This window comes from Pirellulales bacterium (genome assembly GCA_036499395.1).
Lineage (GTDB): Bacteria > Planctomycetota > Planctomycetia > Pirellulales > JACPPG01 > JACPPG01.
The window spans coordinates 209,548-222,978 of the sequence record DASYDW010000010.1; the positions used below are offsets into that span (position 1 = coordinate 209,548).

Annotated in this window: 12 protein-coding genes; 9 read left to right on the plus strand and 3 right to left on the minus strand. The window is 61.6% G+C overall.

Going from position 1 to position 13,431, the window contains the following annotated elements:
* Positions 1 to 43: 43 nt before the first annotated feature.
* From VGN12_02165 to VGN12_02185, 5 genes are all read left to right on the plus strand, one after another.
* Positions 44 to 1,105, plus strand: a complete 1,062-nt coding sequence (locus tag VGN12_02165; GenBank protein ID HEY4308231.1) for an SMP-30/gluconolactonase/LRE family protein — start codon at positions 44 to 46, stop codon at positions 1,103 to 1,105.
* A 26-nt stretch (positions 1,106 to 1,131) separates the two neighbouring features.
* Complete coding sequence (locus VGN12_02170; protein HEY4308232.1) at positions 1,132 to 2,013, plus strand: PP2C family protein-serine/threonine phosphatase; 882 nt, start codon at positions 1,132 to 1,134, stop codon at positions 2,011 to 2,013.
* Between the two features lie 109 nt (positions 2,014 to 2,122).
* Entirely contained in the window at positions 2,123 to 3,763 is a 1,641-nt protein-coding gene (locus VGN12_02175) for a DUF1549 domain-containing protein (GenBank protein ID HEY4308233.1), read from the plus strand.
* A 12-nt stretch (positions 3,764 to 3,775) separates the two neighbouring features.
* Positions 3,776 to 5,125 (plus strand): DUF1501 domain-containing protein, encoded by a 1,350-nt coding sequence (locus VGN12_02180; GenBank protein HEY4308234.1) that lies wholly within the window; start codon positions 3,776 to 3,778, stop codon positions 5,123 to 5,125.
* A gap of 32 nt (positions 5,126 to 5,157) precedes the next feature.
* Complete coding sequence (locus tag VGN12_02185) at positions 5,158 to 6,933, plus strand: hypothetical protein (protein HEY4308235.1); 1,776 nt, start codon at positions 5,158 to 5,160, stop codon at positions 6,931 to 6,933.
* Between the two features lie 41 nt (positions 6,934 to 6,974).
* Here VGN12_02185 and VGN12_02190 read toward each other — a convergent pair whose 3' ends face one another.
* Entirely contained in the window at positions 6,975 to 7,157 is a 183-nt protein-coding gene (locus tag VGN12_02190; GenBank protein ID HEY4308236.1) for a CPXCG motif-containing cysteine-rich protein, read from the minus strand.
* Between the two features lie 56 nt (positions 7,158 to 7,213).
* A complete protein-coding gene (locus VGN12_02195; GenBank protein HEY4308237.1) occupies positions 7,214 to 8,560 on the minus strand; it encodes a hypothetical protein in 1,347 nt (448 codons plus the stop codon).
* 241 nt (positions 8,561 to 8,801) lie between these two features.
* Between VGN12_02195 and VGN12_02200 the strand changes: the two genes are divergently transcribed.
* Complete coding sequence (locus tag VGN12_02200; GenBank protein ID HEY4308238.1) at positions 8,802 to 10,142, plus strand: aminotransferase class I/II-fold pyridoxal phosphate-dependent enzyme; 1,341 nt, start codon at positions 8,802 to 8,804, stop codon at positions 10,140 to 10,142.
* A gap of 80 nt (positions 10,143 to 10,222) precedes the next feature.
* Here the strand turns inward: VGN12_02200 and crcB are convergent, their stop codons facing one another.
* Entirely contained in the window at positions 10,223 to 10,618 is a 396-nt protein-coding gene (crcB, locus tag VGN12_02205; protein HEY4308239.1) for a fluoride efflux transporter CrcB, read from the minus strand.
* 155 nt (positions 10,619 to 10,773) lie between these two features.
* Between crcB and VGN12_02210 the strand changes: the two genes are divergently transcribed.
* From VGN12_02210 to groES, 3 genes are all read left to right on the plus strand, one after another.
* Positions 10,774 to 10,911, plus strand: coding sequence for a hypothetical protein (locus VGN12_02210; protein ID HEY4308240.1), 138 nt, complete (start codon positions 10,774 to 10,776; stop codon positions 10,909 to 10,911).
* A gap of 408 nt (positions 10,912 to 11,319) precedes the next feature.
* On the plus strand, positions 11,320 to 13,020 hold the full coding sequence (groL, locus tag VGN12_02215; GenBank protein HEY4308241.1) for a chaperonin GroEL: 1,701 nt from the start codon (positions 11,320 to 11,322) through the stop codon (positions 13,018 to 13,020).
* Positions 13,021 to 13,104: 84 nt separating this feature from the next.
* On the plus strand, positions 13,105 to 13,404 hold the full coding sequence (gene groES / locus VGN12_02220; protein HEY4308242.1) for a co-chaperone GroES: 300 nt from the start codon (positions 13,105 to 13,107) through the stop codon (positions 13,402 to 13,404).
* Positions 13,405 to 13,431 lie beyond the last annotated feature (27 nt).

Here is a 13,431-nt window from a genome sequence, read left to right on the forward strand (position 1 = left end):
ACGCATGGCAACCCCTCACGCACGCACAGCCCAGGAGAGAACAATGTTCGAGAATTCCCTGTCGGTCAGCCGGCTTTTACTCGTCGCGGCTGTGGCGGCCTGCTTGCACGGGTTGGCACGCGCCGACGAGCCTGTCGTCGCGCCCGATGCCAAGGTCGAAAAACTGTTCGAGGGAAGCGTTTTGACCGAAGGGGTTGCCGTCGCGCCGGACGGGCAGGTGTACTTCAGCGACATTACGTTCTCGCACGTCTCGCGCGACCCGAAGGGGGTTATCGAAGCCGGTCATATCTGGCATTACGACCCCACGACCGGCAAGACCACGATCTTCCGCTCGCCCAGCGGCATGTCCAACGGCATTAAGTTCGACGCCAACGGCGACATGATCGTGGCCGAGGGGGCCGATTTTGGCGGACGACGCGTAACACGCACCGACATGAAGACCGGCAAGAGCTACATCATCGCCGGACTGTACGAAGGAAAACCGTTCAACTCGCCGAATGATATTTCGATCGACAAGAAGGGACGCATCTATTTCAGCGACCCACGCTACATGGGATACGAGGGGATCGACCAGCCGCTGGTGGGCGTGTACCGCATCGACCCGGACGGCTCGATCAATCGCATCATTACGGACGCCGGCAAAGCCAACGGCGTCGCCGTCTCGCCCGATCAAAAGACGTTGTACGTCGTCAGCAACGAAAACGGCGCCACGAGCATCGACCGCCTGGGTTCATCGACCGGACAGGCCGACAAAGTAGCCGCGCCTCTGCGCAAGGGTCTGATGGCGCTCTTGGCCTATGACCTGGCGCCTGATGGTTCGGCAAAATACCGCAAAACGCTAGTCGACTACGGTACCTACGACGGGCCGGACGGCCTGGTCTGCGATAAGGATGGCAATCTGTGGGTGGCGGTCCGTGCCGAGAACCGGCCCGGCATCTATATTTACTCGCCCGAAGGAAAAGAACTTGGCTACATCAAGACCGAGGTCCCGACCAACATCGGCTTCGGCCGCGGCCGTGACGCAAAGACGCTATACATCACGGCCGGCAAGAGCCTATATCGGGTGTACGTAAACCGCGAAGGACAGGATCCGTCGGCGAAATAACCAAAACTTCCGCCACACAGCTCACGATGCTTCGATCGCTTTGGTACGCGCTGCGCCGTGGGTATCGCGCCTGCATGAGTCGCTTGCGTCAACTGATCTATTGGCCGCGCCGACATTTGACACGTCCGCCGGCGCCAATTGTTGACGCTGCCGGCTCTAAAGCGCAAGCACATCACATACGCTGCGCCGAGGTTTGGGGTGGAATTCGCAACGCCGAACTCGAGGCCGTTACGAGCGGCGTTCGGGCAAGCCTCTTCAGTAGCTCGTGCGAAGGGGGCGCAGGCGGAGATGTTTATTATTTCAGCGTGTGCGGCGCGGACTCGCTGACTCGCGTTGCGCTAGCGGATGTGCCTGGCCATGGGCAGACGGTGAGTCAGGTGGGCGAGTGGCTTTACGATGCACTCGCGGCGCGGATGAATTCCTTGCGCGGTGATCGCGTGCTGGCGGAATTGAATGCATTGGCTGATCACCATGGCATTGCGACGGTCAGCACACTGGCCGTCGTGCAATTCTATCGCCGCAAGTCGCAGTTGTACGTTTCGTACGCAGGGCATCCGCCAGCGCTTGTGTACCGGCAAAGTGTCGGCGCGTGGCGCCCGGCAGAAGTGCCTGACGGCCCGGGACTGTCGAACTTACCAATCGGCGTCAGCGATGAAACGCACTACGCCCAGCATTCGATGCCGCTGGCCAGTGGTGATCGTATCCTGCTGTATACCGACGGGGTCATCGAGGCACCCGACGCCAAACAGGTACTGTTCGGCCTGCCAGGACTGATTGCCGTGGCCGAACGGCACCGCGAATCGTCGCTGATGGAGCTGCGGACCGCGATTCTGCAGGCCCTGCACGCCCATACGGGCGGGGCGCTCGTTCACGATGATGTCACACTGCTGGCGATGGAAGTTATTTAAAAGCGCTGGCGATTTTCACAACGCCGCGCGGTACAATGACCGGCGAACTATGGCAGCCGACCGTGGGCGGGGCTGCTCGCGAGACGGCACGGCTGAGAAGGGGTCAGGCATGTCGCGCACGATTCAGAAGTTTATTGCGCTGGTACTTTGTCTCGCGCCGTTCGCAGGCGTGGGGGCCACGCATTCGCAGCTCGCCTTGGCGGAAGAGAACGCAGCAACTGCCGCCGGCGAGGCCGCATCGTGCGATCCCGTTGCGCCGGCCCGGCCGCGCGATTCGCGTCAGATGACGGCGCGAATCGACCAGTTGCTGGCCGCCGATTGGGCTGCCGCCGCAATCAAGCCGCCAGCGGCGGCCGATGATGCGACGTTTCTGCGTCGCGTCTCGTTGGACCTGGTCGGCGTGGTGCCGACGGTCGGTGAAGTGCGGGCCTTTCTCGCCGATCGGGATCCGCAAAAGCGCGCACGACTGATCGATCGCCTGCTCGCTTCGCATCTGCATCCTGACCATTTGGCAACGACGTGGCGCAACATGATGGTGCCGCGCGGCGCTGGTGTCGACGAATTCGACGCGCAAGCCGGTTTACAAAACTGGTTGCAGGCGCAATTCGCCAAGAACCAGCGCTACGATCAATTGGTTGCCGACCTGATGGTCGCCAGCGGCGGTTCGCAAGAAGGGCCTGGACTGTTCTACACGGCATTCGATTTGAAGCCCGAGGAGTTGGCGGCGAACACCTCGCGGATTTTCTTGGGCGTGCAAATGGAATGTGCGCAATGCCACGACCATCCATTCGATCGCTGGACGCAAGGCGATTTTTGGAGCTATGCGGCCTTCTTCGCCCGCATCGGCCGCGGGGGCGATATGCAAATGGGGCGCGGGGCGCGACTGGTTGATAAGGAGACGGGTGAGGTCATGCTGCCAGGCACGGGCACGGTGGTCGGCCCGCGATATCCACGCGGCGACACTCCATCGCGCGACGATACCGGCACCCGCCGCGAGCAGTTGGGCATCTGGATGGTGTCACGCGACAATCCTTTTGTCGCGCCGGCGGCCGTGAATCGAGCCTGGGCGCACCTGTTCGGCCGCGGACTGGTTGAGCCGGTCGACGATCTGAGCGAGCGCAATCCTCCCAGCCATCCAGAAGTTTTTCGCGAACTGTCCGCCTACTTCATCGAGACCAGCTTCGATCTGCGTAACCTGGTACGGACGCTAGCGAACACGCAGGCTTACCAGGCGGCGAGCGTCACGGGGGAAGACGATCCGCCGGCCGATGCCTTTGCCTGGATGCTGGTCAAAACGCTGACGCCCGAGCAGTTTTATGATTCGCTGATGCGATCGAGTTTATCCGCTACGGGAATTTCGAACGCGCCGACGCGGCAGAACCTGGGCAGCTTTGACGTGGCCCGGCAAACTTTCGTGGCCAAAATGCAATCCCCCAGCGCTTCACGCTTGGATTACGACGCTGGGGTCGCACAGGTTTTGCTGCTGCTAAATGGTCCCGAGGTCACTAGCGCCACGAGCCGTCCGACCAGCGGTTTGCTCGCGGCGCTCGATGCACCGGTACTATCGGATCGAGAGCGGGTCGAGATTCTTTTTCTGGCCACGTTGGCGCGCGAGCCGCGCGAGCAAGAGCTGTTGCAATCGTTAGCACGGTTGACGCGAGCCGCGGCCGACAACATCGAACGCTCGACTGCGCTCGGTGACATTTTATGGGCCCTCTATAACAGTGCTGAGTTCAGCCTGAACCATTGAGCGAGGTCCGCTATGCAACGTGACATCGCCGAAGTGTTTAATGCCCAACCGCATCGGCGGCAATTCTTACAGGCCGCCGGGATGGCGGCGCTCGGGTACAGCGCCAGTGGCTGGGTGCCGCAACTGGCGCACGCCCTGACCGCGGATCCCAAGCGGCGGCGGCACTGCATCGTGTTGTGGATGAGCGGCGGTCCCAGCCAGCTCGATACGTTCGACCTAAAGCCCGGCCATGCCAATGGTGGCGAATTCAAGGAAATCGATACCAGTGTTTCCGGCCTGCGGTTCAGCGAACACATGCCGCGCCTGGCGGCGCAAGCCAGTCAACTGGCGATCCTGCGTGGGCTCAGCACGAAGGAAGGGGATCACGGCCGTGGAACGTACCTGATGCGGACCGGGCATGTGCCGGGTGGCCCAGTGCGTTATCCGGCGATCGGCGCCGCCGTGGCCAAGGAGCTTGGCAGCGATGACGCCGATCTGCCGCAATACATCAGCGTGGCCCCCTATCAACAATTCAATCAGGCCGCGTTCGGCGCAGGCTTTCTAGGCCCACGATACGCGCCGGCCGTTGTCGATGAACAACGCCGGGCGAACCCAGGCGAGGCCGAGGCGTACGCCGACCTGCGATTTGGGAATCTTGTTCCTGCCGGCGGCACCAACGGGCAAGTGGCTGATCGCGTGGCGTTGTGGCGTGAATTCGAAGGAGGCTTCCTGACGGCCCATCGCGCGGCGGTGGCCCAGGCACATGAAACCATCTACCAGCGCACCCTGCGCATGATGAATAGCTCGGCCGCGGGCGCCTTCGACCTGGCCAGCGAACCGACCAAAGTACGTGATCGATACGGACCGGGCGTCTTCGGCCAGGGATGTCTGCTCGCCCGGCGCTTGATCGAACAGGGAGTGTCGACCGTCGAAGTAAATCTCGGTGATTTCATCGGGCCGACGAGCAACTGGGACACGCATCAGAATAATTTCACGACCGTGAAGGACCTATCGGCCCGGCTCGACGCCGGATGGAGCGCACTGCTAGAGGACTTGGCCGAGCGCGGCCTGTTGGAATCCACGACGATTCTTTGGATGGGAGAATTCGGCCGCACTCCCACAATCAATGCGATGGGGGGACGTGACCATTTCCCCAACGCCTGGAGTTGTGTGCTGGCCGGCGGCGGCATTCGTGGCGGGCAAGTTTACGGTCGCACGAGCGATGACGGCATGACGGTCGAAGATGGCAAAGTCGCCGTTGGCGACGTGCTGACCACGTTGTGCGTGGCGCTCGGGATCGATCCGAAGCAACAAAACATTTCCGAAATGGGCCGACCGATCGCGATTGCCGAAGGCGAGCCTATCCAGGGCGTGCTGGCGTGAGAGGTCTTCGTTGTGGGTTACTGGCGGTCCTCATGGCGGCTGCGACCGGTTGCGGAGAGGCGAAGGACGCTCCGTCGACATCGACCGTTGACAAAGAAACGGTTGTTGCCGTCGACGAGCGGCCGGCCGAGTCGCCCACCGTCGATCAAGACGCCCCTGCGGACATCGACGTCCGCACTGCAGAAGAAACTTCCCCAGAAAATACGTCCGCGGTGAACGCAGCGATTAAGCTCCCCGATGTTACGCCCGAGCGCCTGATTCTGCTGACGCCTGCCGGACCGTTGATTTGCGACCTGTACTTGACGCTCGACGGCCAGTCGCCGTACAGCGCTGTCGATCGGTTGGTCGACGAGATACTCGCTGACAAAGGTTCAACTGACGCGACAGAGAGCGCCGACGCGCAACTGACGTGGCAGTCGCTGGTCGAAAGCCGGCCGTTCCGTTCCGGGCAGTTTGGTAACCCAGCACTGACAAGCGATGCGGACCAAAAGGCAGCGATCCGGCGATTCGACCGCAATCGCGACGGCAAGGTCGACCGTGACGAATTACGGCGCATGTTAGTGGCCGGCGAGCAAGGGGATGACTGGCTTTCGCTCAGCTCAAACGATACGTCAGCCGGGGCTAGCCCCACCGCGACTCCGACATGGCAACTGCTCGATACTGATCGTGACGGTGTTATTTCTGCGGCGGAACGGAACGTCGCTCCCGATCGACTGAGGTCACGCGATTCGCGCGGAGACGACAGTGTCTCGCTCGCTGAACTGTCGGCGAGTGCTTCATCATCCGCTAGCCCGCAGCGAACGGCGCCTTCGATTAACCCGATGGCCGTGGCACTGTCGCCACGAGCCAACTGGGAGCAGCTATGGCGCATGATCCGGGCAGCGTATCCGAGGTTTCGCCAGGCGAAGAGTGGCGGCGGCCTGCGAGCAAAAGAACTGCTCGACGTGCTCGACGAGAATCAAAGCACCTCGATCTCGGCCGAGGAACTGGCGGGGCTCCTAAAGGTTCCGGCAGACTTGAACGTGATTATGCACTTCGAAGCGCCGGGCGAAGCGGACGGCAGGCCCATCTTGGCAATCGAGCCCACAGGTACGGCGAACCTATGGACGACGATCCATAGCGAGCCCGCCACGGGCGAGGCTCAGTTGATGAGCCCTGGCACAATGCTCGCATGGTCGCTCGAGCAAGCCGAGACCGACGATCGGGACCTATCCGTCATGGCCGCCGAACAAGTGCGGCAGTACGACAAAGACGGCAACGGATCGCTCGATCGTAGCGAAGTCGAGCAAGCCGACGAGCCGCTGAAAGCGTTCGATACGGTGGACCTCGACGGAGATGACAAGATTCTGCCGTCAGAACTGGAAACGTTCTACGCGCGACGCCGCGCCATCGAGCGATCGCGATTTTCCGTCCGCGTCGACCGCGGTGGCGACTCGCTATTCGCCGCTCTCGATGTCAACCATGACGGCCGGCTGGGCGCGCGAGAAATCGCCGCGGCCACGGCGCAATTGTTGACCTGCGATACGAACGCCGATGGCCGAATTACGCCGGACGAAGTTCCCGATCGCACCGTGGTGCAGGTGCGTCACGGCGTCCTGGCCGATCGCGCGATGCAAAACGAATCTTCGGACATGCGGCCCAGGCGGACGCTTCGCGGGCCTGTGTGGTTCGAGCGGATGGACACCAACGGCGATGGGGACCTTTCGCCGCGAGAATTCCTCGGGACCGTCGAACGCTTCGCCGAGTTCGACACGAACCACGACGGATTCATCGACCCGCAAGAAGCCGAACGGGCCGGAACGAAATAGCATTCGGCCGGTCGCGAAGTTGGCTAGTCAAAGGGTGCCAGCTATTCCGCCTCGGCCCAGATGCGCACTTCGCCACCGTCCTCAACCTCGACGTGGATCACGTTCGGACGGCAACAGACGGGGCAGTCTTCGACGTATTGCTGGCTCTCGCCGGCCGATAGGTCGAGCGGAATGACGATCTCTTCGCCGCAGGCGTCGCAAATGTAACTGGCTTCATCCTGCATCGAATCGCAAACCGCTCGACGTTGCTTGCCGTCCCGGACTCGCGGCCGGAACGCGACTACAGATCGGTGTGAAAGAGGCGGAACGTTTTGTAGCGGCGTCCGCCGACTTTTTCAATCGTGCGATTGATTAGATCGTTGTCTTCCAGAGTCCAGCTCAGCTCGGCGCCGGTGTACCCCAAAGCCAGGCCGGCGGCGAGCGATCGCAGGATGAACATCTCGACCACGCCGCGGCGGCGGAATTTTTCCACGACGCCCAGCACGGCCATCCGTCCGCTTTTGATGTGCCGCATGTTGTACAACAGCCGCGCCAGGCCGATCGGGATACCGAGCGTCGTCAAGCGGCCATTCAAGGGACGCGTGGCCTCGTTGAAATCGGGCAGCGTAATGCACAGGCCGGCCGGCTCGCCATCAACCTCGGCCAGCAGGATCAATTCCGGGGCGGCGTATTTCTTCAGCTCGAATGCCATGTGATGGAATTCGGCATCGGTCATTTTGACGAAGCCCCAGCTCTTTTCCCACGAACGATTGTAGGCATCGTGGCAGCGGGCAACTTCAGCGTCGAAATTCGCGTGCGAAAGAGGACGCACGACGGCACCGCCGCGCCCGGCAAATCGCTCGGCACGCTTGGCCCATTTGTGCAGCATGTCGCACGAATCGTCGAACCACCACGCGTACAAGTCCTTGGCCTTGGTAAGTTGCCAACCTTCGAGCAGCCGCGCGTAGTACGGCGGGTTGTGGTTCATCATCACGCGCTGCGGTGTATCGAATCCTTCGATCAACAGCCCACAAGGATTGTTGGTCGAGTAGTCGATCGGTCCCAGCATCTGAGTGCGGCCGCGGCGGCGCAACCAATTCGCCGCGGCGTCGAGCAGCGCCGAGGCGACGTCCTGATCGTCGATGCATTCGAACATGCCGAAGCAGCCGGTGTTGGTCTCGTGCTGCTCGTTGTAGTTGGGATCGTCGCTTACCAGGACACGGCCAACCAGTTGCCCCTGGTCATAGGCCAGAAACTGCGTCGCCGCACCATGCAAATAGAACGGATGCTTGCGCGGATCGAGGAACGCTTTCACTTCGAGCAACAACGGGGGGGACCAATTCTTGTCCCCCTCGTAGATGCGCCACGGGAATTTGATAAAGGCGTCGCGATCACGGCGCGTCTTCACTTCGCGAACCACGATGTCGCCCTGCGGCCGGCGCGCTACCGAAGTCACGGGCGCGGCCATTGACGGTACGATGCGCTCCACTGGTCGAGTCCGTTGGTCCGCGATCGGCACGCGGGGCTCGGGCGGAGCGATGACTTCCGACGGCTGGGGAACCAGCCGGGCGTCGATGGGTGTCGCGGGAAATCCTGGGGGCTGAATGCGCACGGTAGTTCCGATAAAGCGTACGGTGTCGGTGTTCATGGGAGCGCCTTGCTCGGTGGCTGGTGAGAGGAGTGATCCTGATACCAGCAGAAGCGCAATCCACGGCGTTTTGTTTCGGCGAATTTCTCCGACGTCACGACGGATTCGGCTTCCGTAAGTTTACCGCGCCAGCGAGGTAACAACTGCGAATTATTTGCGCTGCTGATAGGGGCATAACGTTGCCCACTTTTCAGCCCCATTATTCGCCCCAAAGGTTGGGGTCAAGCCAGGAGCCTTTGCCATGCCCCCCGAGATTGCCCACGCCGAACCGACGATTGCCGACGTTTCACTCCCTTTCACCACGGCGCCCACGACCACGATCGAGATCGACGAGCAATTCTCGTTGGCGAACCTGCTGCGAGCACGCGAGGCGGGCATGGGAATCCGCGAGCTGGCCCCGATTTTCAAGCAGGCGGTACATCACTTTCAGTCCGTTGGGCAAAACCTCTACGGCCGAGTTCTTCTGGCACCCAGCGACGCCGCGGCCACGGTGGAATACCCGTTCGACGCCGACCGGCGCGACATGATTATCCTGGCCTCGAACAACTATCTGGGACTGACCAATCATCCACGCATCGTGCGCGCCGCACAACAAGCGGCAGCGCAATACGGAACCGGATCGGGCAGCTCGCCCTTGCTGGTCGGCACGTTTCCCATTACTCGCGAGTTGGAAGCGAAGCTGGCGACCTTCAAAGGGGCGGAAGAAGCTTGCGTCTTCGCGACAGGCTACTCGGCGAACGTTGGCGTGATCTCGGCCGTGGCTGGCAAGGACGACGTCGTGATCCTCGATCGCTTGGCGCACGCCAGCATGGTCGACGGTGCGAAGCTATCCGGCGCACAGGTCAAGGTATTCCATCACAACGACGCGGCTCACCTGGATCGAGTGCTCGAGCGAAATCGATCGGCGCGGACCAAGGTCGTGGCCGTCGAAGGCATCTACAGCATGGACGGCGACATCGCGCCCTTGGATCAGATCTGGCAGGTCGCGCGCCGGCACAATGCGCTGTTGTTGGTGGACGAGGCGCATTCGACCGGGGTGCTCGGGCCGGGCGGGCGCGGGGCAGCGGCCTACTTCGGACTGGAAGGCGAGATCGACTTGCACGTTGGCACCTTGAGCAAGGCACTCGGCGCGTGCGGCGGATTCGTAGCCGGCAAAAGTGATCTCGTGACGTACATTCGCTATTTCGCACGGAGCGGCATGTTTTCGACCGCACCATCGCCGATGGTGCTGGCCGCGGCGAGCGCCGCGATCGATGTGATCCACGACGAGCCGGAACGCCGCGAACGGCTGTGGGAAAACTGCCGCTTCATGCACGAAGGGCTACTGCGAATCGGATTGCGCACGAGCCAGGCCGCTAGCCCCGTGATCCCGGTGATCATCGGCGAGATGAAAGCGCTGCGCGAAATGACCTTAGCGTTGCATCGCGACAATATCTGCGTGAACTCGGTCCCATTCCCAGCCGTGCCGCTCGGCAGCGAACGATTGCGCATCAGCCTGACGGCGAATCACACGATCGAGCAACTGCGCCAAGCCTTGGAATCGCTCAAACGAGCGGCCCGCAACGCGGGAGTGCTGAGATAGTAGTCGGTAGGCGGTAGCTAGTAGTCAGTGAAGAGGGGCACGCAGCCTCGAATTGCTGATTACCAACTACTGACTACCAGCTACTGCGTCATCGTCGGCACGCCAAAGTAGTAGCCGGCCAGGCGGAATCCGCACCACACGGCCACCAGCCCCAAGACGCAACTGAGCACCACGTTTAAGAGGGCGAGCGCCATCTTTCCTTCTTGGGCCATGAGAAATGTTTCGAGGCTGAACGCAGAAAACGTGGTGAAGCCCCCCAGCACACCTACGATCAGTCCGAGGCGGATTTCATCACGCACCGGAAACGGGCCGCTGAACATCGCGTACAGAATGCCGATCAACAGGCAGCCGAGAAGATTCACCGAAACGGTGCCCAAGGGGAACGCCCAGCCGGTGAGACTGTAGACGGTGCCTTGCATCCAGTAACGGGCCAGCGATCCGAACGCCCCGCCGCAGGCGATGAAGATCCATTTCATGCGCGTTTTCCAAGTCGCGGTTTATGAAGTGAGGAGAACGGTAGCGGCTTTGCGAGCATAGCATACGTGAGCCGACGCGGGCCTGACGCGCGGAACGTGCCCGGCTATCTAGAGGCTTTGATCGAGATCGCCTTATCGTCACGATGGCTGAGATCGTGAAACCAGCCTCGCTGCGCGACCTATCCACGGTGCGGAATTCGCTTATCGACACGCCGGCCAAGGACGACGTTCTTCGCCCCGACGGCAAGGTACGGCACACCGGTCTCCCCCGCAGCCAGGACCTCGACGGTTAACCCCCCGGGGCGACGATGCCCTGGGCTTACGGAACTATGCTCCCGAAGTCCGAGATCGTGACCTCCTGCAGCCCGGCGTCGCCCCCTCGCTGCCAAAATGGCACCTCAGGTCAGCTTCTCACGCGGCGCACGCGAATGGGCGCCAAGCCATTTTCTGCAACGCCTTGCTGCGTAGTGGTTTGCCATTTAGCCCGAGGGCGTGGCACACGCATTGCTTTTAGACGGCCCACGGAGCGGTCTCTGCCAATATTGCTAGAGGTCGCGGCACCCTTTCGCCAAACCACCAGACTAATACAACTGTGGGACTTGTCGCCGCACTGGCCACGCTAACGCGGCTGCGCACGCAACGGCGGACGGCTGTCCCAAATTTCACTCGCCCAACAGGAGGAATCCGCTGTGGCAAAACAGATGGTGTTCGATGACGAGGCTCGTCAGCCGCTCTTGGCAGGCGTCTCAAAGCTGGCCCGGGCCGTTCGCAGTACCCTCGGGCCGCGTGGCCGTAACGCCGTGCTGGACAAGGGCTGGGGCTCGCCGAAGGTCACCAAGGACGGCGTGACCGTTGCCGAAGACATCGAGCTTGAGGATGCCTTCGAGAACCTGGGCGCGCAACTCGTCAAGGAAGCCGCCAGCAAGACGAATGACGTCGCGGGCGACGGCACCACGACTGCCACCGTACTGGCCGAAGCGATCTTCCGCGAAGGGCTAAAAATGATCTCGGCCGGCGCCGATCCGATGGCCCTGCAGCGCGGTATCCATAAGGCCACCGATGCGCTCGTCGAGGCGATCAAGAAGCTAGCCACGCCGATCAACGAAAAGAACAAGACCGAGATCAAGCAGGTCGCCACGATCGCCGGCAACGGCGACGCCAGCATCGGCGAAGTGCTGTCGGACGCGTTCTTGAAAGTCGGCAAAGACGGCGTCATCACCGTCGAAGAAGGCAAGCAGGCCGAAACGACCGTCGAAGTGGTCGAAGGCATGCAGTTCGATCGCGGCTATCTCTCGCCACACTTCGTCACGAATCAGGACAGCCAGACCGTCGAGTTGGAAAACTGCTACCTGCTGATTTACGAAGAAAAGATCTCGAGTGCCAAGAGCCTGGTGCCGTTGCTCGAAGCCATCAGTAAGTCGGCCAAGCCGCTGTTGATCATTGCCGAGGACGTCGAAGGCGAGGCTCTGGCCACGCTGGTCGTCAACAAGATGCGAGGCATTCTGAATGTCGCCGCGGTAAAGGCCCCGGGCTACGGCGATCGTCGCAAGGCGATGCTGGGTGACCTGGCCGTGCTGACCGGCGGCACGGCGATCTTCAAAGACCTGGGCATTCAGCTCGACGCAGTCAAGCTGACGGACTTGGGACGTGCGAAGAAGATCATCATCGACTCTGAAAACACGACGCTGGTCGGCGGCGCCGGCAAAAAGCCGGACATCGACGGCCGCGCCGAGCAGATTCGCCGCGAAATCGAGGTCACGGAAAGCGATTACGATCGCGAGAAGCTGCAAGAGCGTCTGGCCAAGCTGGCCGGCGGTGTGGCCCAGATCAATTGCGGTGCCGCGACCGAGACCGAGATGAAGGAGCGCAAGGCGCTGTTGGAAGATGCAAAGGCCGCGACGCAAGCCGCGCTCGAAGAAGGCATCGTTCCCGGCGGTGGCGTGGCCCTGATCCGCAGTGAAAAGGCTCTCGACAAGCTCGATCTCAAGGGAGACGAGGCACTGGGCGCGAAGATCATCCGCAATGTGCTCGACTATCCGCTACGTGCGATCGCCACTAACGCCGGCGTCGACGGCGCCGTGGTCGTAAATCGTGTTCGCCACCTGAAGGGGAAGAACGAAGGCTACGACGCCGACAAGGCGCAATACTGCGACCTGGTGGCGGCGGGTATCATCGATCCGGCCAAGGTGGTTCGCACCGCTTTGCAGAATGCGGCCAGCGTGGCCGCGTTGCTGCTGACCACGGAGGCGCTCGTCACCGAGATTCCCAAGGAAGAGGAAGAAGGGGGCGACCATCACGCACACGACCACGGCATGGGTGGTATGGGCGGAATGGGTGGAGGCATGGGAGGTATGGGTGGCATGGGGGGCATGGATATGGGTGGTATGGGCGGCATGATGTAAATCGTCCCGCGCCAGCCCAAGCGACCCTCACCTACCAATAAAATCATCAGCAAACACATTCATAGATAAGAACGGATAACTGCCATGAAGAACGTCAAATTGCGCCCTCTGGACGATCGTGTCGTAGTCGAGCCGCGTGAAGCCGAGGAACGGACCGCCGGCGGAATCGTGCTGCCGGACTCGGCCAAGGAAAAGCCGCAACGCGGCAAGGTCGTTTCGGTCGGCCCCGGCAAGCTGCTGGATAGCGGCAACCGCGGTCAACTTTCGGTTTCGGTCGGCGACGAAGTGATCTACGGCAAGTACTCGGGCACCGAGATTGAGCTCGACGGCCGTGACGTGAAGATCCTGCGCGAGACCGACATTCTGGCCAAAGTGGTGAACTAACTGGCCAAAGTAGTGAGCTAAGCGCAA

Bases quoted from the DNA above. Each gene is read 5' to 3' on its own strand.
- VGN12_02175 (HEY4308233.1), top strand. From the start codon at position 2,123: ATGTCGCGCACGATTCAGAAGTTTATTGCGCTGGTACTTTGTCTCGCG.
- VGN12_02170 (HEY4308232.1), top strand. From the start codon at position 1,132: ATGCTTCGATCGCTTTGGTACGCGCTGCGCCGTGGGTATCGCGCCTGC.
- VGN12_02180 (HEY4308234.1), top strand. From the start codon at position 3,776: ATGCAACGTGACATCGCCGAAGTGTTTAATGCCCAACCGCATCGGCGG.
- VGN12_02185 (HEY4308235.1), top strand. From the start codon at position 5,158: ATGGCGGCTGCGACCGGTTGCGGAGAGGCGAAGGACGCTCCGTCGACA.
- crcB (HEY4308239.1), bottom strand. From the start codon at position 10,618: ATGAAATGGATCTTCATCGCCTGCGGCGGGGCGTTCGGATCGCTGGCC.
- VGN12_02195 (HEY4308237.1), bottom strand. From the start codon at position 8,560: ATGAACACCGACACCGTACGCTTTATCGGAACTACCGTGCGCATTCAG.
- groL (HEY4308241.1), top strand. From the start codon at position 11,320: ATGGTGTTCGATGACGAGGCTCGTCAGCCGCTCTTGGCAGGCGTCTCA.
- VGN12_02190 (HEY4308236.1), bottom strand. From the start codon at position 7,157: ATGCAGGATGAAGCCAGTTACATTTGCGACGCCTGCGGCGAAGAGATC.
- VGN12_02200 (HEY4308238.1), top strand. From the start codon at position 8,802: ATGCCCCCCGAGATTGCCCACGCCGAACCGACGATTGCCGACGTTTCA.
- groES (HEY4308242.1), top strand. From the start codon at position 13,105: ATGAAGAACGTCAAATTGCGCCCTCTGGACGATCGTGTCGTAGTCGAG.
- VGN12_02165 (HEY4308231.1), top strand. From the start codon at position 44: ATGTTCGAGAATTCCCTGTCGGTCAGCCGGCTTTTACTCGTCGCGGCT.